At 39.1% G+C, this 19,981-nt stretch carries 20 protein-coding genes and 2 pseudogenes; 9 read left to right on the forward strand and 13 right to left on the reverse strand.

All coding sequences use genetic code 11. The annotated features are described in order from the left end of the window. Positions 1-117 precede the first annotated feature (117 nt). A complete protein-coding gene (snatA, locus tag PWP39_RS06715; RefSeq protein WP_288073260.1) occupies positions 118-750 on the reverse strand; it encodes a neutral amino acid NAAT transporter SnatA in 633 nt (210 codons plus the stop codon). Positions 751-812: 62 nt separating this feature from the next. Here snatA and PWP39_RS06720 point away from each other — a divergent pair, with 62 nt between their 5' ends. Beyond that, entirely contained in the window at positions 813-1,622 is an 810-nt protein-coding gene (locus PWP39_RS06720) for a ZIP family metal transporter (protein WP_288073262.1), read from the forward strand. Between the two features lie 158 nt (positions 1,623-1,780). Further along, positions 1,781-2,368 (forward strand): SagB/ThcOx family dehydrogenase, encoded by a 588-nt coding sequence (locus tag PWP39_RS06725; protein ID WP_288073264.1) that lies wholly within the window; start codon positions 1,781-1,783, stop codon positions 2,366-2,368. On the opposite strand, the gene PWP39_RS06730 is transcribed toward PWP39_RS06725, so the two are convergent. From PWP39_RS06730 to gapN, 5 genes are read right to left on the reverse strand one after another with little or no spacing between them, the layout of a single operon-like run. Next, a complete protein-coding gene (locus tag PWP39_RS06730; protein WP_288073266.1) occupies positions 2,338-3,582 on the reverse strand; it encodes an FprA family A-type flavoprotein in 1,245 nt (414 codons plus the stop codon). The two genes, PWP39_RS06725 and PWP39_RS06730, sit on opposite strands and share 31 nt — an antisense overlap. Positions 3,583-3,629: 47 nt before the next feature. Beyond that, positions 3,630-4,079, reverse strand: coding sequence for a peroxiredoxin (locus PWP39_RS06735; RefSeq protein WP_288073268.1), 450 nt, complete (start codon positions 4,077-4,079; stop codon positions 3,630-3,632). A gap of 6 nt (positions 4,080-4,085) precedes the next feature. Then, positions 4,086-4,952 carry a thiamine pyrophosphate-dependent enzyme gene (locus PWP39_RS06740; protein ID WP_288073270.1) on the reverse strand — a complete coding sequence of 289 codons (867 nt, stop codon included), beginning with the start codon at positions 4,950-4,952 and terminating at the stop codon, positions 4,086-4,088. Next, the gene (locus PWP39_RS06745; RefSeq protein WP_288073272.1) at positions 4,949-6,661 is read right to left on the reverse strand and encodes a 2-oxoacid:acceptor oxidoreductase subunit alpha; all 1,713 of its coding nucleotides are present in this window, start codon (positions 6,659-6,661) and stop codon (positions 4,949-4,951) included. Before PWP39_RS06745 ends, PWP39_RS06740 begins: the two co-directional genes overlap by 4 nt. Positions 6,662-6,682: 21 nt before the next feature. Then, on the reverse strand, positions 6,683-8,203 hold the full coding sequence (gene gapN / locus PWP39_RS06750) for an NADP-dependent glyceraldehyde-3-phosphate dehydrogenase (RefSeq protein ID WP_288073274.1): 1,521 nt from the start codon (positions 8,201-8,203) through the stop codon (positions 6,683-6,685). Between the two features lie 131 nt (positions 8,204-8,334). Between gapN and PWP39_RS06755 the strand changes: the two genes are divergently transcribed. Then, entirely contained in the window at positions 8,335-8,859 is a 525-nt protein-coding gene (locus PWP39_RS06755) for a ferritin-like domain-containing protein (protein ID WP_288073293.1), read from the forward strand. 2 nt (positions 8,860-8,861) lie between these two features. After that, positions 8,862-9,558, forward strand: a pseudogene (sfsA, locus tag PWP39_RS06760) (DNA/RNA nuclease SfsA). Here sfsA and PWP39_RS09765 read toward each other — a convergent pair. The 3 genes and pseudogenes from PWP39_RS09765 to PWP39_RS06770 form a co-directional block, all read right to left on the reverse strand. Continuing rightward, a complete protein-coding gene (locus tag PWP39_RS09765) occupies positions 9,541-9,795 on the reverse strand; it encodes a hypothetical protein (protein ID WP_502941346.1) in 255 nt (84 codons plus the stop codon). The pseudogene sfsA and the gene PWP39_RS09765 overlap by 18 nt on opposite strands. Before the next feature lie 51 nt (positions 9,796-9,846). Then, positions 9,847-10,619, reverse strand: a pseudogene (locus PWP39_RS06765) (NAD(P)/FAD-dependent oxidoreductase); the annotation flags it as partial. A gap of 4 nt (positions 10,620-10,623) precedes the next feature. Next, entirely contained in the window at positions 10,624-11,178 is a 555-nt protein-coding gene (locus PWP39_RS06770) for a ferritin family protein (RefSeq protein ID WP_288073276.1), read from the reverse strand. Positions 11,179-11,273: 95 nt separating this feature from the next. Here PWP39_RS06770 and PWP39_RS06775 point away from each other — a divergent pair, with 95 nt between their 5' ends. Both PWP39_RS06775 and PWP39_RS06780 read left to right on the forward strand, forming a co-directional pair. Next, positions 11,274-11,753 (forward strand): ferritin-like domain-containing protein, encoded by a 480-nt coding sequence (locus tag PWP39_RS06775; protein WP_288073278.1) that lies wholly within the window; start codon positions 11,274-11,276, stop codon positions 11,751-11,753. A 227-nt stretch (positions 11,754-11,980) separates the two neighbouring features. After that, on the forward strand, positions 11,981-13,030 hold the full coding sequence (locus PWP39_RS06780; RefSeq protein ID WP_288073280.1) for an encapsulin: 1,050 nt from the start codon (positions 11,981-11,983) through the stop codon (positions 13,028-13,030). Positions 13,031-13,033: 3 nt separating this feature from the next. Here the strand turns inward: PWP39_RS06780 and PWP39_RS06785 are convergent, their stop codons facing one another. From PWP39_RS06785 to pyk, 3 genes are read right to left on the reverse strand one after another with little or no spacing between them, the layout of a single operon-like run. After that, positions 13,034-13,555 (reverse strand): ferritin family protein, encoded by a 522-nt coding sequence (locus PWP39_RS06785; protein ID WP_288073281.1) that lies wholly within the window; start codon positions 13,553-13,555, stop codon positions 13,034-13,036. A 37-nt stretch (positions 13,556-13,592) separates the two neighbouring features. Continuing rightward, entirely contained in the window at positions 13,593-13,916 is a 324-nt protein-coding gene (locus PWP39_RS06790; protein WP_288073283.1) for an iron-sulfur cluster assembly protein, read from the reverse strand. 10 nt (positions 13,917-13,926) lie between these two features. After that, positions 13,927-15,351 carry a pyruvate kinase gene (gene pyk / locus PWP39_RS06795; protein ID WP_288073285.1) on the reverse strand — a complete coding sequence of 475 codons (1,425 nt, stop codon included), beginning with the start codon at positions 15,349-15,351 and terminating at the stop codon, positions 13,927-13,929. A gap of 65 nt (positions 15,352-15,416) precedes the next feature. Here pyk and PWP39_RS06800 point away from each other — a divergent pair, with 65 nt between their 5' ends. Then, positions 15,417-16,484: a DUF1464 family protein gene (locus PWP39_RS06800; RefSeq protein WP_288073287.1), complete on the forward strand. Its 1,068-nt coding sequence runs from the start codon at positions 15,417-15,419 to the stop codon at positions 16,482-16,484. Between the two features lie 56 nt (positions 16,485-16,540). Continuing rightward, the gene (gene cdr, locus PWP39_RS06805) at positions 16,541-17,869 is read left to right on the forward strand and encodes a CoA-disulfide reductase (RefSeq protein WP_288073295.1); all 1,329 of its coding nucleotides are present in this window, start codon (positions 16,541-16,543) and stop codon (positions 17,867-17,869) included. On the opposite strand, the gene PWP39_RS06810 is transcribed toward cdr, so the two are convergent. Beyond that, positions 17,866-18,918: a M20/M25/M40 family metallo-hydrolase gene (locus tag PWP39_RS06810; RefSeq protein WP_288073289.1), complete on the reverse strand. Its 1,053-nt coding sequence runs from the start codon at positions 18,916-18,918 to the stop codon at positions 17,866-17,868. The two genes, cdr and PWP39_RS06810, sit on opposite strands and share 4 nt — an antisense overlap. Positions 18,919-19,077: 159 nt before the next feature. On the opposite strand from PWP39_RS06810, the gene PWP39_RS06815 reads away from it, so the two are divergent. After that, on the forward strand, positions 19,078-19,797 hold the full coding sequence (locus PWP39_RS06815; RefSeq protein ID WP_288073291.1) for a DUF72 domain-containing protein: 720 nt from the start codon (positions 19,078-19,080) through the stop codon (positions 19,795-19,797). Positions 19,798-19,981 lie beyond the last annotated feature (184 nt).

Raw genomic sequence — 19,981 nt, forward strand, 5'->3', positions numbered from 1 at the left:
GTTGATAATGGTTTCGGCTTGCATGTTCCCCCCTTTCTTTTTCTGTGGTAGTGTCTGGGATTTAAACCTGACGCCCCACTGCTTATCCTGACAGTATCGATGTTATACAGAAAAAGCTTAAATATTGAAAGCTCCCTTAACTCCGTTTATTACCATTTGAACTGCCATTGATGCTAAAATTAGACCCATCATTCTTGTTATCACTTTAATCCCAATGGTTCCCAACTTTTGATGTATTTTATTAGCGGCTGAAAGAACTATCCAGACTGTAATCCCTATTGCAACTATAACTAGTAGGACTATAGATTTCTCAGCCATTGTAGGGCTTTTGGCCATGTAGAGCATTGTGGTAGTTATGGCACCTGGGCCTGAAAGTAAAGGAATTGCGAGTGGAATTATAGCTATCTCCTCAAGTGTTACAGCTTCTTCGCTGAGATGTTCTTCTTCACTTATTTTTATAGAAGAAATCTTCCCAGAGAGCATCTCGAGAGACATTCTAAAGAGAATTATCCCTCCAGCTATTGAAAAAGCATCTGTAGATGCTCCGAAGAACTTGAAAATCCACTCTCCTACTAGGGCAAAAACTAGTAGAGTAAGTGTAACTGTAGTGGAAGTTTTCCTTATCATTTCCTTTCTCTTTTCTGGACTTAAATTTCTAGTTACTGCTATAAACACCGGAACAGCACCTATTGGGTTAGTTATTGCGAAAAGACCTCCATAAAAAAGTAAAAAGTCTTTTAGGACTTCCATTGGTATCACCTCTTTCAATAACTTTTTAAGTTTAAAATTCTTTTTTCTCCTGGGGATTATTGGTGTTTGAGAACTTTATCTCAAATCTCTCCTCGTACATTCTAAGTATTTCAGGGGGAGACATAGTAGTCGTTTCCATATATGCTGGACTATTTGTTAGTCTTATGACAACTTTAGGGGCTTTGATAGCTATAATTGCCCACAAGCTTCCTGAATGGAGCGTAGATATTAGCCTTTCTTTTGCAGCAGGAGTCATGGTTGTGGCTAGTTTTACAAGCTTAATTCTCCCAGGAATAGAGCTTTCGGGTAGGTTCTTACCCGTGGGGATAGGTATTTTTCTTGGAGTGCTCCTTATATATTTGATTGACAACTTACTTCCCCATGAACATTTAGTTAAGGGATATGAGGGTCCTAAAGAACTGAGAGAGAAACTAAAAACAATTTGGCTAATAATTTTTGCTGTTATAATTCATAATTTACCCGAAGGTTTAGCTGTGGGCACTTCTCTTGTTTATAACATTAAGGATGGTCTCGTGACTGCAATTGCAATTGGAATCCAGGATCTCCCTGAGGGGACAGTTGTTTCTCTCCCCTTAGCCTCTATTCAGAAGAAGCGTCTAACTCCTATAGCTATGGGAGCTTTGAGTGGAATAGCTGAGATGATAATGGTTGTCTTGGGAGCGCTGCTTTTCTCTACTTTCCACAGCTTCCTCCCTTATGGACTAGGATTGGCTGGAGGAGCAATGCTTTATGTTACAGTGAAGGAAATGATTCCAGAAATATATAGAAGAGAAGAAAATGAAAAACTTGTGACACTAGGGTTTTTCCTAGGATTTTACATAATGCTCTTTTTGGACTCAATGCTGGGTTAGCTTTTCTGGCTCATCTTTTAATAGCTTCTAGGAAAGGAGTGTGTTTTTACAAAGCAGACTAACGTTGTTAACGCAGTCCTTCATATCTGGGCAGTTTCTGTTTTGAGTTCGTTAAATTTAAGTTAAAATAATTTCAATAATTCCATAGGTGGTTGTGGATGAAAATTGAACTCCCTAAACCCAGGCTAAAGAGTGATGTTAGTTTAGAGGAAGCGATTTTTAAGAGGAAGAGCATTAGGAGGTACAAGAATGAACCTTTGACCCTTGAGGAGCTTTCTCAGCTCTTATGGGCAGCGGCTGGAAAGAATGCTTGGGGAAAGAGAAATTACCCAAGTGCTGGAGCATGTTATCCCTTGGAAGTTTATGCTGTGGTCTCAAACGTTGAAAATCTTCCACCTGGGTTGTACCACTACAACGGAGAAGAGCACACTCTTGAACTCATTAGAAAAGGTGATCTTAGAGAAGAGCTTGCTGAGGCCTGTTTAGGTCAAAGGTGTGTTGCTACGGCACCAGTAAATATAGTGATAGTCGCTCACTTTGAAAGAACAACTTCTAGGTATGGGGAGAGAGGGATCAGGTATGTGTATATGGATACAGGACACATGGGACAGAATATCTACCTCCAAGCTACTGCTTTGGGTTTGGGTACTGTGGCTGTTGGAGCATTCTACGATGAAAAAGTAAAAGAAGTGCTTGGAGTGGAAGGTCATCCAGTTTATGTATTTCCAGTTGGTAGGCTTCTCTGAATTAATTCCCTTACAGCTTCTCTTATCTTTTCTTCATCCTCTGGGGAGAGAAGTCCTTTGCTTTCAATGGTCATTACATGGTCAAATTTGCTCCTCATTATCATGCTTTCTATTTTCTTCCCTGCCACTCCTCCCCAGCCAAAGGTTCCCACTATTAATACTGGCTTTTCATAGTTTGCTTTATCTATAATTTCATAGAGGAGATATCTTATCCTGGGATGTATATCAGCTTCATATGTTGAAACTCCAATAACTATTGCCTCAGCACTCGGAATCTCACCGAGAATATCGCTTACAGCTGGAGCCACCTTATCTGTATACTTGTACACCACAGGCCTCATTCCGTGTTTCTTCAGCTCATCTATAACAATGTTTATTTTCCTCTCCACAAATCCATACATTGAATCGTAAACTACAAGCACTTTTCCTTTTTCTGCTCTACCAGCTCCCACTTCTTCATAGTGCCTAAATATTCTGATAGGATCTCTTCTCCATACTAATCCGTGCCCAGGGAGAATCATTTTTACGTCCTTTACTATGCCAAGCTCCTTTAGCTTTCTTATATTTTCCAGAATGTACTTATGATAGTGCCCTATTACGGTGACAATGTACTTTGTGACATAAGGTAGGTATTTCTGAACTACTTCCTCATTACTGTCATCTATCTCTTCGGGAATTGAGTACCCTCCACCAGCGTCGCAAGAGAATATTATCTTGTCTTCAACCAAGTACGTTATCATTGTATCTGGCCAGTGAAGCCAAGGAACTGCTACAAAGCGGAAGGTCTTTCCTCCTATCTTCATTTCTTCTCCATCTTTTACTACCTTAAAGTTCTCTATGACCTTCTTTCCATAAAAGCCTTCGAGCAGGTTCTTTGCGAACTGGGTTCCTATTATCGTGGCTTTGTATTCATTCTCCTCTAGAACCCTGGGAAGAGCTCCACTGTGGTCTGGTTCAGTGTGGTGAACTATTATGTGTGTTATCTCTTTTGGATCAACTAGCTTCTTTAGTGCATCCATGAATAAATCCTCATAATCCTTCTTTACTGTGTCAAACAAAACAACAGCATCATTAAGCTTTAGAAGGTAGGAGTTGTAGGTTATTCCTTCTGGTATGTCCCAGGTTGCCTCAAAGTACTTTATCTGATCATCATCAACCCTTATTAGATATAGCTCCATATCATCCGTTAACTTCTCAATCCAAACCTTTGGCATTTTTTCTTCACCCCATTATAGTTTGAAACTAAAATATAAAAGTTTTTTCATGTTTTTAACAAATTAAATATTTCGTCTAAGTTTGGAAGCTCCCTAATCGGATAAACCTTGTAGAAGATTATCTTCATATCCTCGTTTATTAGTATATTGGCCCTTTCTGAAAATCCATCTTTTTCTCTGAATACTCCATATAGCTTCGCAACTTGACCATGTGGCCAGAAGTCACTTAGAATTCTTAATTTTTTAAGGCCTATATGATCAGCCCATGTCTTCTTTGAGGGGACAGGATCAACGCTTATTCCAACTGGAATTACGTTTAAGGATTCAAACTTTTCATAATTATCTTCTAATTCTCTCATCTGCTTTTCACATATTTTTGTCCAGGCCAAAGGATGGAAAGAAAGCAAAACTTTCTTTCCTCTAAAGTGGCTTAGTTGAAATTCTTTTCCATACTGATCTTTTAAAACAAAGTCTGGAGCCTCGTCTCCAATCTTCATTTTCTTTCACCTCTTGCTTTCAAAGAACTTTTTAACTAATTCAATCTTGGGATCACGCATCCATAATGGTCTCTTATTTCTCCTATACGCTGGAACTTGCTCCTCAAATGTAGGTTTTTCATTGATGTAGAATATTCCTAGGGGGAGGGGATCTGTTTCTATGGCTCTCTTAAAAGCTTCAATTCTATCATAGGGATCATGATCTTTCATCCAATAAGTATGCTCTTTGTACCAAGAATATGTGTTGAGTTTGTTAAAAGATACACATGGCTGGAATATATCAACTATTGCCAATCCTTTGTGCTTTATTGCCTGCTTAATTATCTCAACACTCTCCTTAAAATACCCAACAAAAGTTCTTGCAACGAAAGAGGCTCCTAAGGCAATTGCTAATGCAATTGGATTTAAAGGCTCTTCAAAAACTCCCCAAGGCTGTGTGGGAGTTTTCATTCCAATTGGGGTTGTGGGTGAAGCTTGTCCTTTCGTCAAGCCATAAATTTGGTTGTTATGAATCAAAACTGTTATGTCGGGATTCCTTCTAATGGCGTGGAGGAGATGATTGCCACCTTCTGCGTACATGTCACCATCTCCACCTTCAGCAATAACCGTTAGGGAAGGATTTGCCGCTTTTACAGCTGTGGCAATTGGGATTGCCCTTCCATGAAGGGTGTGGTATCCATTCACGTTAATATAATGGGGCATTTTAGCAGCCTGTCCAATTCCACTAATTATCACAACTTCAGTAGGCTTTAAGTTTAGCTCAGAAAATGCTTCAATTAGGATATTTCTAATGCCAAAATTGCCACACCCAGGGCACCAAGCTACATCTTTACTTCCAGGTCTGTTAGGTTCGAAAATTTCTTTAGAAATCATTTAATCACCTCCTTAAGACTCTCATAAACTTCTTCAACTGCAAAAGGACGGCCATCATATTTTAATATCTTGTGATCAACTTTTATGTCAAGCTCTTTCTTCAGAAGATCAGCAAATTGGCCCGTGATGTTGTTTTCTACTGCAATTAATGTTTTTCCAGTTAGAATATCTTTTATCTTTGGATTTAGGGGGTATAGCCAGCTAAAGTGTACATGTGCAACATCGTCTCTTTTGAGTAGTTCTAAAGCTTCCTCCACTATGTGGAAAGTTGAACCCCAGGATATGACATAGAATTTAGCGTCTTCCCTTCCAATTATCTTTGGGAAGGGAGCGTTTCTTTTTATAGTTTCTAACTTCTTAATAGCTCTCTTTTCTTGCATTTTCCTTGTTATCTCAGCATCTTCCGTTATATCTCCCCATTCATCATGCTCATTTCCGTTTGCTACAACAACATCCTCCCCATATCCTGGAATTGCTCTTGGAGAAATTCCATCTTCAGTTAATTTGTATCTCTTATACCCTTTCTCTGCCTTTACTATGTATTTCTCAACTTTTACCTTTGAAACGTCAGGTTCTGGGAGGTTATAGTAGGAATCCACAAAGTACTGATCTGTAAGTATTATAACTGGGACTTGGTATTTATCTGCAAGGTTAAAGGCCTCTGCAGTTAAATAGAAGGCCTCCTCTAAAGTCCCTGGGGCTAAAATTATTCTAGGAAAGTCTCCGTGACCAGCATGCAGAACTAAGTTTAGGTCACCTTGCATTGTTCTTGTTGGAAGACCGGTTGCTGGGCCCGGTCTTTGGGCTAAATGAATTACCACAGGATTTTCAGCCATTCCAGCTAAGCTTATGGCCTCACACATGAGAGCAAATCCTCCTCCAGATGTGCTTACCATTGCTCTAGCTCCCGCGAACCAAGCTCCGAGTGCCATGTTTATTGCAGCAATTTCATCTTCAGCTTGCTCAACTACGATTTCAAATTCCTCAGCATGTTGGGCAGCAAAAGTTGATACCCCTGTGGACGGGCTCATTGGGTAAAATGATAAAAAGTTCATTCCTCCAGCTAGAGCTCCAATTCCAACAGCCTCAGTTCCACTTAGTAGTATTTCTTCCTTAACCTTCTCATCGGGTTTAATTTCTACTACAATTTCTCCTTTCTCTCTGATGCTCCTCCCAATGTTGTATCCTTCTCGAACTGCTTCGACGTTCTTCTCCACAATCTTTTCACTTTTTCCTTTGAAATAATTCCTTATTTCTGATTCTATGATTTCTACGGGAACACCAAAGAGTCCAAAAATCAAACCTGCGGCTACGGTATTTAAGTAAAGTTGGCTTCCAACCTTTAGAGCAGTTTTAGTTAATGGAATTTCCACTAAGTTTATCTTTCCTAAAAATTCCTCCTCCACGTTCTCTTTTTCACCAAGCACTATTGTGTTATCACTAATTCTGTCTTTTACCCAGGTTAAAGTGCCTTTCTTGAAGGGAACCAATAAGTCTATTCTCTTTACGAATGCCCTAACACGTCTAGAAGCGATCCTTATCTCTGTGGTGTTTATTCCTCCCCTAATTCTCGACATGTACTCTTTAGTTCCAAAAACATGGTATCTAGCTTTCTTTAAAGCGTGTGTTAACAGAACTTCTACTGTTTGAATGCCCTGTCCTGCGGCTCCACCAAGAACTATAGAGACATCATCTTTTATAACTTTCATACCCACCACCACTTTTTCAATTTAGATATATTCCCAAACTCCTTCTCCTCTAAAGTTGTGCACTATTGTTTTTGTTGTAGTTAACATTTCGAGGGAATATCCAATTCCTTCTCTTCCTATTCCACTATCTTTCATTCCTCCAAAGGGATAATAACCAATTCCGTGCCTAGGATATTCGTTAATAAATACACTTCCAACCTCGAGTTTTCTTGCAACTTTTCTTGCCCTTTTTTCAGAGGTTGTAAATACTGCAGCATCAAGACCAAACCTAGAGGAGTTTGCTATTTCAATTGCTTCGTCTTCATCTTCAACCTTTATCAACAAGGACAGTGGGCCAAAGACGTCTTCGTTAAATGCCCTAAGAGTAGGCAATATATCTTTGCTTACTTCAAGCACTATGGGCCACACATAATTTCCTCTTCTCCTAAATTCAAGCAATGGTTTTGCTCCTTTTTCCACAGCATCTTTGTAGACTTCTTCAATGAAATTTGCTGACTCTTCATCAATCAGTGGGCCCATTATTGCATCTTCCTCTTCTAATGGGTTTTTGGGTTCTATCTTTGAGAGCTTTACAATAAGTTTTTCTTTGAATTGGGTATATATACCTTCCTCAACTAGTATTAATCTTATTGCATCACATCTTTGGCCAGAATACGATACAATTCCCTTAACAATTTTTTCAACGCTCTCTTCTATGTTTGCATCATCTAGGACAATAGCTGGATCCTTTCCGCCAAGCTCTAAGTGATAGGCTTTTATTCCTCCTGTCCTTATTATATGTTCTCCAACTTCAGTGCTTCCTGTAAATGTTATAGCTCTTATTCTCTTGTCTCTTACAATATCATCCATGAATCTGCCAGGGACAGTTAACAGTGAAAAGCTTTCTTTAGGTAATCCTGAAAGTTCTAGAATTCTTGTAAAGAGTATCGGAGCTAATGGATCGACTGAAGCTGGCTTTAGTAAGACTGCATTTCCGCTTAATAATCCAGGAATAACTTTAGTTGCTGAGATAAACAAAGGATAATTAAAGGGGCTTATGGCTAATATCAGCCCGTATGGTTCCCTCTTTACAATTCCCTCACTTTCAAGAGTCTCTTCACTCCAGTCTCCTGGGATATAATCTCCTATAAGTTTTCCAAATTCAAAAGTAGTCTTTTCTAACCTCTCTATTGTTGCCTTCACTTCGCCTATTGCATTGCTCTTTGGCTTTCCGGCATCAAGGACTAATGTGCTTACAAAGTCATCAAAGGCTTCCTTCATTATCTCAGCAGCTTTTAAGAAGCTATTAATTCTTTTTTCTCCTGGATAATCTCTTATTTTCTCCCGCCCAACTTCATAAGTAGTGGATATGGCTTCTTCTATTTGCTCCCTACTTAAAATGGAAACTCTGGCAATGACCTCTCCATTTATTGGACTTTTAATGTCCTTAAGTTTTTCTCCATATACCCATTTCCCAGCAATGTACGTCTTGAACTCAGGAATACCATCTTCTCCGATCTCATAAATTTCGTCAAATATCTTATGGTGTATAAATTTGGACATTTTTACCCACCATGATATAATATAGCTCATAATTTATAAAATTTACTCATTTTTAATTCCAGATGACCATAATTGTCAAGCAAGAAAAACATTTTAATGGAAAAAAATAATAGGGTATTATGGTGATTTCCATGGAAGTTACTGAGAAGGAGATTTTTGACATTGCCATAAACTCTGAAATTAGGGCCAAGGAGGCGTATGAAAAGTTAGCTTCTATGACTAAGAGCGAGATAATTAGAGAGGAGCTTTTATTTTTGGCAAGTGAAGAGGAGAAACACAAGGAAATCATCAAGAAAATTGCCGAAAAATATGAAGTCTCCGAAGAGGAAGGTAAGAAAGTAAAGCTGGAAGTTCTTGGTGAATTTAAGGTAATAGCTGAAAAGATGAGTGATATAATAAAGAAGCCCGATGTAAATATTGACGAGATATACGAGGTAGCTATGGAAGCGGAGCTGGTAAGTGAAAAGTTTTACAGGGAATTATCCAAATATGCTGCAACTGAGAGTGCAAAAATCCTTCTTGAAATGTTGGCTGATATGGAAAGGAACCACTACAATATTTTAAAGAAACAATATGATTACATAACTCGCTATCCTGACATATACAAGGAAGAATTCTATGACCAGCTTATGAAGGACATTAACTTTAACTTCTGAAGATGAAAGTTATGCAAATTTCACCCCTTTTTCCCTGTATATTTTTAAGAAGAATCAATCGATTCGTTGGATTAGTGAAAATTGAAGGGGAAGTTGAAAGAGCTCTCATCACAAATACTGGTAGACTAAATGAGTTTATGATTCCAGGAAAAATTGGGTATTGTGCCCCAAAGATAAGAGGTAAAACCAGGTACATTCTTCTCGGATTTGAAGATCATGAGGGTATAGCAATCATTGATACTAGACTCCAGGGAAGGGCCTTTGAAGAAATAATTGAGAGAGGATTATTTTCTGGATTAGAAAACTGTAGAATAGCGAAGAGGGAACCAAGAGTTGGAGAATCTCGACTAGATTATTTGCTTGAATGTTCAAAAGGAGAGAAGATATTCGTAGAAACTAAGAGTGCGGTTTTGAGAGAAGGAGAATATTCAATGTACCCGGGATTGTCCGTCGGTAAGAGGTCGGAGGCATATAAAAGAGCTAATAAGGTTGGCAAGGGAGGGAAAAAGAGCTATGATAGTATTTATAGGAGCACTACCAAACGTGAGCAAATTTAAACCCTACGAAAAAGGGGATCCAAAAATTGCTGAATTGTTAAAGGAGGCCCTTAAGGCGGGGGTAGAAATTAGGGCGTTAGGGCTTCACATGGAACATAACGGGGAAATAATATATAGAGGAGAGCTAAGAGTAGAAATCTAAAATCTCTTTTTCCAGTTTTGTTGCTCTTCTTATATCGTTAAAAATTACCGCTCCAACCATTTTGTTGTTTTCATAGAAAACTTTTGTATTTTCATCAATCCATTCTCCTTCTCCCTTTGTATTTCCTATTATTGCAATTTGAAGTTTTCCAAACTTAAATATTGTTGATCTAAATTTGAAATTATACTTACGGGGCTGGCCTTTCAGTATATCTGCTAAGGCCTTTGCCTGCTCCATAGCAGCTTTTGCAGTTCCAGATATTATCCCAGAATACTCTGCACAATCTCCTATCGCATAAACATCCTTTGCTGATGTTCTAAAGTTATCATCTATTAGTATTCCTCTTCCCGTGTATATTCCACTCCTCCTAGCAAGCTCAACATTTGGGACTCCCCAATAGCGCATATCTTTACTTTTCCTTCAATAAAGCCCGAATTCGTGAGTACTCCTTCTTCATTTGCCTCAAGCAATTCTGAATTTAAGAAAAACTTTACGCCCATTTCCTGGAGTTTCTCTTTTATCATGGAACTGAGCTCTTCGTCCAATCCCAGAAACGTTGATCCTCTATGAATAAGCTTTACATGGTATCCAGCTTCGGCAAGATTACCAGCAAGTTCAAGCCCTATAAATCCTCCTCCAATAATTATTGCTTCCCCACTGTTCTCTATGTTTTCCTTTATCCTGTCAGCATCAAAAATAGTTCTTAAGGTTAGCAAGTGTTCTTTTCCCTTAACCTGGGGCTCTCTAGCTCTAGCTCCTGTTGCTAGAACAAGAACATCATAAGACACTTCCTCCTTGTCAGTAATTACCACTTTTCTTCCCCTATCGATGACTTTGGCCTCTTCTCCTATTCTAATTTCAATCCCTCTCTTTCTATACCAATCCAGAGAATAAGGAAAGAGCTTGTCCCTAGAAATGAATCCTGCTATATAGTGACTCAGCATGGGTTTGGAGTAGTAAGGAACTGGCTCTTTATCGATAATTGTGATTTCATAAGTATCGGAAAGTTGCTTCGCTATCTCAACTCCTCCTGGTCCATTTCCAACAATAACTACTCTCATTTTATCACCGTGCACCTCTATACTCTGGTCCAAAGAGTATCTCTAGCTGGGAACTAATGTAAGTGGGTGGTGCCTCTATGTATTCAGGCTTCCCTTCTACAACATCTTCTAAGAACTCTTTGTGAGCTCTCAGCGACTCATAGTGGCCCCTTTCTTGGGTTGCAAGGAACTTGAAAATTTCTCTGTGTTCTGGCATTTTTTCAGCGAGATATTTGTATACTCTTTCTGCAGTTCTTTCGTTAGTCAGGGCTATTTTCATGGCCTCAATTAGGTTTCTAACCGTTTTAACTTCTGTTGTGGTTTCCGCAAATGGTATTCCTTCAGGAATGGGGTAGTTTTCATCTCCAAACTTGCTTTTGTATATCTTCAGAAGAATGTCTCTATGGCCTCTTTCGGCCGTGGAAAGTTGGATAAAAAATTCCTTTAGTAATCCTCCAAGCTTTGTGGCTAGTTCAGAATAGAATTTTTCTGCATCTTCTTCAGAGGCGATTGCATATCCGAGAATTTCTCTAATCGAAAGGGTTTCTAACTTTTTTACAATTTCTTCCTCAATGTTCATTTGTATATCCCCCCAATATATAGTCTCTGAGACTATATTTACCTTACGGAAAAATATTTGTATCTCCTAAAATATTGGCTAAGTTGGTGAGTAGTATGAACGAACTGGAAGCTTTAGCATTAGCATTAGAGATAGAGAAAAGGGAGTTAAACTTCTATCTAAAGTTGGCGAAAAAAGCTAAGGATGAAAGAGCCAAGAAAATGTTTTTGTTCTTAGCCCAGGAGGAAGCTGGACACTGGGAGGTTTTTGAGAAAAAGTTTTTGGAAGAAGTAGTCAAAAAGTGTGAGTTACCAAAAGTGAATGAAGAACTTATGGAAAAACTAATAGTGAAGGCTGATGAGGAAAGATTAAGCGAGGTAGATGCTGTAAAGATAGGAATGGAGCAGGAAAAACTTACCTGGGAATTTTATGAAAAAGCTGCCCAGGAAAGTAAGGAGGAGAAAATCAAGAAGATATTCGAAGAGTTGGCAAAGGTAGAAAAAGCCCACTATGAGCTCTTGAAGGCTCAATATGATTCAGTCATGAAAACTGGAATATGGATGGATTATCAAGATTTTAGCTTGGAAGTTGAGTAAAGATTCAGTCAAAAAATTCACAAATTTCACTTTTCCTATTTTTCTTCCATAAGCTAATGATTTCAATAGAACATAGAATCTGAATGCGACTAAACTTCTGTTACATGAAGTGATAGGGCATTGTGAAAGTCAATTTTAAGTTTTTTTGAAAAACTAAGTAGGTTTGAAATTTGCACCTTTTAAATTTTTTAAGAAACCTTTATAATCTAGAACCAAAAAAGAATATAATGGTGATCTCTATGCTCTCAATAAATCCAACTATAGTAAGTAGAGATAGGCCATATTCCAAGGAAGAACTAATGGAGATTCTGAGGTTAGCAATTATAGCTGAGCTTGATGCAATAAATCTATATGAGCAAATGGCAAGATATTCCGAAGATGAAAACATAAGAAAGGTTCTTCTTGACGTTGCAAGGGAGGAAAAGGCCCACGTTGGAGAATTTATGGCACTCCTTCTAAATTTGGATCCAGAACAGGTAACTGAGCTAAAAGATGGATTTAATGAGGTCAAAGAATTAACTGGAGTAGAAACCCACATAAATGATAGCAAGATGGAGGAATCTGAAATGGAATATTTTGAGAAGCTAAGAAATGCTCTTTTGGATGGAATAAATAGGAGTAGGTCTTTATTAAAACATTTGCCAGTAACAAAGATAGGGGGACAGTCCTTTAGGGTTGATGTAATCAAATTTGAAGATGGGGTTAGGGTGGTAAAGCAAGAATACAAGCCAATTCCATTGTTAAAGAAGAGATTCTATGTCGGAATAAGAGAACTCAACGATGGAACTTATGACGTCTCTATAGCAACTAAGGCCGGGGAACTTTTGGTCAAAGACGAGGAATCGCTAATAATAAATGAGATTTTATCCACAGAGGGAATTAAGAAAATGAAACTTTCTTCCTGGGATAATCCAGAAGAAGCGCTCAATGATTTAATGAATGCACTACAAGAAGCCTCAAACACTTCATCTGGACCATTTGGACTAATAATTAATCCAAAAAGATACGCAAAATTGCTAAAGATTTACGAGAAGAGTGGAAAGATGCTAATTGAAGTGCTAAAAGAAATATTCAAAGGAGGAATTATCATTACTCCTAACATCGATGAGAATAAGGTAATAGTGTTTGCCAATACACCAGCCGTTCTTGACATTGTAGTTGGCCAAGACGTGACTCTACAAGAGTTAGGGCCTGAAGGAGATGAAGTTGCATTCTTAGTTAGTGAGGCTATTGGAATAAGAATAAAGAATCAAGAGGCAATAGTAGTCTTAGAGTGAAGTTCATGGACCTACGTGCATCATTTGACTGTACATTTCCCAATCGAGTAAGAGCTCATACTTTGCCCTTAAGGTGTAGTAGTGCCCTCTTTCCATATCTGCTAGATATCTCATAAGCCTTTTCTTTTCTTCTTCCTTTACCATTTCCTCAAGCTTTAGGTAAAACTCTGCAGCAATCTCTTCTGCTTTCATTGCCCAGCGAATTAAGTCTATTATATCCTGCACTTTTTCAAGCTCTCTAGCAACGGGCTGGAGCTCCGGGCCAATATGCTCTTCTGGAAAGACAACCTCTTTTCCTGGGAACATTTGAGAATATAATTTCCTTAGCAATGCTTCATGCTTCCTCTCTTCTTCAGCAAGCCAATTAATTTTTTCTTTTAGAGCTTCAATATTTATTTTTTCGGCTAAACTTTTATAAAATTCTCTAGCTCCAATTTCAGCCTTTATAGCCATTCCCAAAAGTTCTTCAAGGGAAAAATCAACCATTTTTTCAATTGGGAGACCTTCTCTAACTTCAATTGTCATATAATATCACCAGATATTAATATTCCACACTAATATATCACTTTTTCTTTTCAAAAACTCCAATTGTATTATTTCGAAGGTCGTAGACGTAGACATTGTCGAACATCACAAGTGCAAACTTCTCAATTATATCTCCAACTATTTTTGAATAGGCCATTGCGGCTCCTCCTAGAATGTTATACTCAACTTGACTTTCGAACCTAAGCCACACTTTGAGGGTTTTATCCTTAACTTCTAATCCTGCAACAACACCTGAGTCGAGAATATTATCTCCAGTAACTGGGTCTATGATTTCCTTCATCTTTTCTAGAACTCTTTTGTATTCCTCTGGCCATTCTCTTCCGGGATAATATATTTTCATTTTTCTCACCTCAAGCTATTTGGAATATCTTAATTGAATTAGTTCCAATTGTCTTCTCTATTGGCTTCCCTTCTGTCATCAAAACTATGTCATCGCTTTCCACGAGACCCAATCCTTTTATAAGCCTCACTATATCGTTCTCATCGAATCCCTCGTCTAGGCAGAAGGGATAAACCCCATAGCTGAACATGAGGTTGTTGCACACTTTTTCATTTGTTGAGAAAGCTAAAATCCACTGTTTGGGCTTAAACCTTGAAATTAACCTAGCTGTCCTTCCCGTCCTGGTGGGAGTTATTATAAACTTAATATCTATTGTGCATATTGCGTCAATTATACTTCTAGTGATCGCCTCTTTTATTGTCCCCTTTTTAGTTTCTATGAATTCTCTCATATTCCTTAATCCAAAACTTTCTCTATATTCCTCAGTAACCTTGGCTATCTTTCCCATCATCTCCACAGCCTCAATGGGGAATTTTCCAATGGCTGTTTCCTCTGAAAGCATAACAGCATCTGTTCCATCGAGAATTGCGTTTGCAACGTCCGTAACTTCAGCCCTTGTTGGCACTTTCTCCGTTGTCATTGATACAAGCATTTGTGTTGCTGTTATTACTGGCTTCCCTTCCATATTGGCCTTCCTAATCAATGTTTTCTGAAGAATTGGCAATTGTTCTATTGGCATCTCTACTCCTAAATCTCCCCTAGCAATCATAATTCCATCAGCGGCATTAAGAATCTCGTCAAAATTCCTCACGGCATCGGGTCTTTCGATCTTTGCAATCACAAATATATCCCCGGCATTGTTTTTCTCAAGGAAACTCTTGACCTTTAGAACATCATAAACGCTCCCAACGAAACTTAATCCTACAGCATCTACACCCTGTTCAATTGCAAATTTCATAATTTCGAAGTCTTTTGGAGTTACAGCCTCAACTGGGAGGTAGGCCTTGGGTATATTAATACCTTTCCTCGAGAAGAGTTTCCCTCCAGAAAGAACAACTGCTTCAACTTCGTCCTCTCTAACATCCTCCACTCTTAGAACTATGTATCCGTCGCTGAGGTATATAATATTTCCCTTTGATACCAACTTTGGAAAGTCTTTGTACTCCACTGGTATCGTGGTTTCGTCACCTTCAACCTCTTTTGTCGTTAATACTACTTTTTCTCCTCTTTCCAGCTCCACGTAACCTCCTTTTATCTCACCAACCCTTATTTTTAATCCAGGTAGATCTGCAAGTATCGCTACCCTCCTCTCCAATCTTTGTGATTCCTCTCTTATTATCTCTATGACCTTCGCATGTTCTTCAAAATTTCCATGGGAGAAGTTTATTCTTGCAACATTCATCCCAGCTTTAATGAGTTGCTTTATCATTTTTCTTGAATTAGTTGCCGGTCCTATTGTAGCTACGATTTTTGTTTTGTGAGATGGTAGCTCCATACCTCTTCCCCTTACCTTTTTTGTACATCAAAAACAATAAAAATACTTCGCTAGAAGATTTGACCATGAGAGCGGTTGGAGTTGACCCAGGAACCAAGAGCTTTGATGTAATTGGACTCGAAAATGGAAAAATTAAGCTGGACTTAAGCTTTCCGAGTGAAGTTGTCGCAGAGGCCCCAGAGAAAATAGTTGAAGAGATAGAGAGATTTAGTCCAGACATAGTTATAGGCCCGAGTGGATATGGAGTCCCTCTCAAGCACATTTCTAAGCTTACTGAAAGAGACAGATTTGAAATGACCCTCGTAAGAGAGGAGGAAATGAAGAAGATTCCTGTTCTTATAGGCCTCCAAAGAATGGTCGATATCATGGCCGAGAAGAAACTAAACGTTTGGTTTATCCCTGGAGTGATTCACCTTCCTACAGTTCCGGAGTGGAGGAAGTACAATAAGATTGACATGGGAACTGCGGATAAAATGGCAATTACAGTTTTGGGAATTTATGATCAAGCAAAGAGGTTAGGAATTGAGTATTCTGAGGTATCTTTTGTTCTTCTGGAGGTAGGCTTTGGGTATAATTATGCGGGAGCTGTTAAGGGCGGAAAAATAGTTGATGGTATTGGAGGAACTATCTTTCCGGGGCCTGCATATGTTAACAGCGGTGCTCTTGATGGGGAAGTTGCATACTTAATGGGAAGATTGGAGAAGGTTCACCTGTTCTGGGGTGGAGGTTCAGTGATAGCAACTGGAAATATAATCCCTCCCGAGGAATTTGCCAAGAGGCTCGATGAGGAACCCTTTGCAAAAGCTTGGGAAGCTATGAAAGATGGCTTTTTGAAAGCTGTAGCTTCAGAGCTTGCGATCGTTGAAGATGCTAAGGAAATAATTCTCTCTGGGAGACTAATGAGAATTGAAAAGCTGAGAAAGGAAGTAAAGGACTTGTTTGAAGATAAATTCAAGCTTCCTGTTGTTAAGCTTAAAGGTTTGGAAGGAAAAGCAAAGGAAGCTGCTCAGGGAAGTGCAATAATTGGGGATGGTTTAATGGGAGGAGAGTTTAAAGATTTGGTTGAGTGGGTCGAAATAAAGGGAAGTAAGGGAAGTGTCTTGGATTGGATAAAACTTCCCTTAAACATCTGAATTTCTCTGCACTAAAATTTTTAACCAATGGTTTTAAACCTGAGATGGGTGAGATAATGGAAAAGAAAAGAGTTGTCATAATTGGTGGCGGAGCGGCAGGAATGAGCGCTGCTTCTAGAGTAAAAAGGTTAAGGCCTGAATGGGACGTTAAAGTTTTCGAGGCAACGGAGTGGGTGAGCCACGCTCCTTGTGGTATCCCTTATGTAGTTGAAGGCATTGCACCAAAAGAAAAGCTCATGCACTATCCTCCAGAAGTGTTCATTAAGAAAAGAGGAATTGACCTTCACTTGAAAGCTGAAGTTATTGAGGTTGATACTGGATACGTGAGAGTTAGAGAAAATGGAGAAGAGAAGAGCTATGAGTGGGATTATCTGGTATTTGCCAACGGTGCTTCTCCTCAGATTCCTGAGATAGATGGAATAGACTTGCCTGGAGTATTTACGGCTGATCTACCTCCAGATGCTGTGGCAATAACAGAATACATGGAGAAAAATGAAGTAAAGAACGTTGTGATTATAGGAACTGGGTATATAGCTTTAGAAATGGCTGAGGCCTTTGTTGCTAGAGGAAAGAATGTAACTCTAATTGGGAGAAGTGAGAGAGTTCTTAGAAAGACCTTTGACAAGGAAATAACGGATATTGTAGAGGAGAAACTTAGAAAGCATTTGAACTTGAGGTTACAGGAGAAAACTCTTGCCATAGAAGGAAAGGAGAGGGTAGAAAGAGTTGTTACAGATGGAGGAGAATACAAGGCTGATTTAGTAATAATAGGGACAGGTATAAAGCCCAACGTCGAATTAGCAAAACAATTGGGAGTAAAAATAGGGGAAACCGGTGCTATATGGACCAACGAAAAAATGCAGACTAGTGTTGAAAATGTCTATGCCGCTGGAGATGTTGCCGAAACTAAACATATGATTACTGGGAGGAGGGTGTGGATTCCCTTAGCTCCTGCAGGTAATAAAATGGGGTACGTTGCTGGAAGCAACATAGCCGGAAAAGAGATAGAATTCCCAGGAGTCCTGGGAACTAGTATTACTAAGTTTATGGATTTGGAAATCGGAAAAACTGGATTAACTGAAAGTGAGGCTGTAAAAGAAGGCTACGACGTTAGAACAGCATTCATTAAGGCAAATACTAAGCCTCACTATTACCCAGGAGGAAGGGAGATATGGCTAAAGGGAGTTGTGGATAATGAAACCAATAAACTCTTAGGAGTACAGGCAGTTGGTGCTGAAATTCTCCCCAGAATTGACAGTGCTGCAGCGATGATTACAGCTGGCTTCACGACTAAAGATGTCTTCTTCACAGACTTGGCTTATGCACCACCCTTTGCCCCAGTTTGGGATCCCTTGATAGTTCTCGCTAGGGTTTTGAAGTTCTAGCTCTTTCCATATATTTCATTTACATACATGAGAAACTCACTTGCCTTTACTACATCTCTCACGTCAATTCTCTCGTTCTTTGTGTGTGAAATGTCAAGGTTACCCGGACCAAATACTATCGTCTTTGTTCCGTTGTACATAAAGTTTATTGCATCTGTCCAGCTCCTCATTCCACCAAATTCGGTGAGATTCGTTGCCTCCATTGCTTTCTTTGCAATCTGAACGATCTCTTCATCCTCACTCAGCTCATAACCGTCCCAGATTTCGGTATATTCATGTCTGACCGTATACTCGTCTAAGATCGGATCAATTAAGTCCAATATATCTTCCACTTCCTGTTCTGGTAGTAACCTTGCCTCTAGCCTTCCTTTACAAAGCCCTGGAATTAAGTAGAATGGGTTTTCACATATTAGCTCCTGTATTCCTATGTGGGGATCAAAGTACTTCCCTTTTACTTTGAAAGGTTCGAGTTCCTTTAGCTTTTGTAGCATTTCGAAGGTCTGCTCTATCGCATTTATTCCACTCTCTGGACATGCTCCATGCGCTTCCTTTCCATCAACTTCGAAATATGCTTCAATATTTCCGGCGTGTGCTATGTGGACTTCTAAATCAGTTGGCTCAAGAACTATGGCCATCTTTGGCCTATATCTCTCCATGAAGAGAGCACTTCCTCTCCCACCCTTCTCCTCGTCGCTTACAAATACTATTCCAACGTTCAAGTCTTTGTTCTCTTTTCTTAATTGCTCAAGCATTAGCAAAATCGCTGCAATACCTCCCTTTATGTCGCTGGCTCCTGTTCCGTAAACTATATTTCCTCTTACGAAAGGTTCTGCTCTTGACTCTATTGTGTCCATGTGAACTTCATAGAAGAGTTCGGCTCCTGGATTAACTACTAGGTCAATGATCTCTCCATCAGTCTCAATATGAACATCATAGTCAAGCCTGTGCAGGAAATCCATTATGTAAAGCGCTATTCTGTCCTCTCTCCCAGAAGGGGACGGGATTCTCAAGAGCTGAAATAATATCTCCTTTGCTCTCTCGGTTTTCATCAAACTCACCCAATTATCTAAAAGAAAAGAAGATTATAAATATGTTTGGGCCTCTGTTTCCTCGCCCCTTACCTCATCAATCGGCGAGTGCCCACCATCATCATCGGCCCGCTATCTTTAATTTCCCTTTGCAAAATTTAATTTTTAGGGTGGAGAGAAATGATATATGTTGGGACATGTGGATTTTGCGAAAAGCAGGATAAATACTTCAAGGATTTCTCGACAGTGGAAATACAGCAAACTTTTTACAAAATACTGCAAGAAAGTACCTTAAAAAAGTGGAGGGAAAAAGCTCCAGAAGGGTTTGTATTTTCAATAAAGGCCTTTCAGGGAGTAACTCACCCCTCAAATAGTCCTACCTGGAGGCGTAGTAATGTAAAGCCAAGTAAAAATGTTGGATTGCTGAGACCAACCAATGAGGTTCTTCATTACTGGAAAATAACACTAAAGGAAGCAAAAATCCTGAATGCAAAGTTTATCTTAATACAACTTCCCAGAAGTTTCAAGGAAAGTGAAGAAAGCTTTAGTAATGCTGAGAGGTTTTTCTCCCTTATAGATAGGGGAGAATTTGAGATTGCTGTTGAGCTCAGGGGATGGAGTGAGGGAGGGATAAAGAAGTTCGTGAGAGAATTTGATGTCATTGACGTTGTAGATCCAATAGTTAGAGTTCCACTTCATGGAGGGGAGATAAACTACTACAGGCTACATGGTAGATACGAAAATGGAAAGATAATTTACTCTCATAGGTACAGTGATGAAGAATTGCTAAAAGCTAGGGAGAGAGTTTTCTCCTTCCATGTGGAAGAAAGTTACGTCTACTTTAATAACTCCAATATGTGTGAAGATGCACAAAGGTTCAAGCAATTGGTGTTAAGATAAGCTGGGCATTGCCTCATTATGACCTGCAAAAAGTTCTCCAGCCAGTTCTAAACTGAATCAAAACTCTTAAATATTTATATTTTAAAAAAGATACTGTTAGGATAAGCTGTGGGGTGTCAGGTTTAAGTTACTGGCAGTACTTTAGAAAAAGAAGGGGGAACATGAAGTCTGAAACCATTATTTA

The organism is Pyrococcus sp. (genome assembly GCF_030153625.1).
Lineage (GTDB): Archaea > Methanobacteriota_B > Thermococci > Thermococcales > Thermococcaceae > Pyrococcus > Pyrococcus furiosus.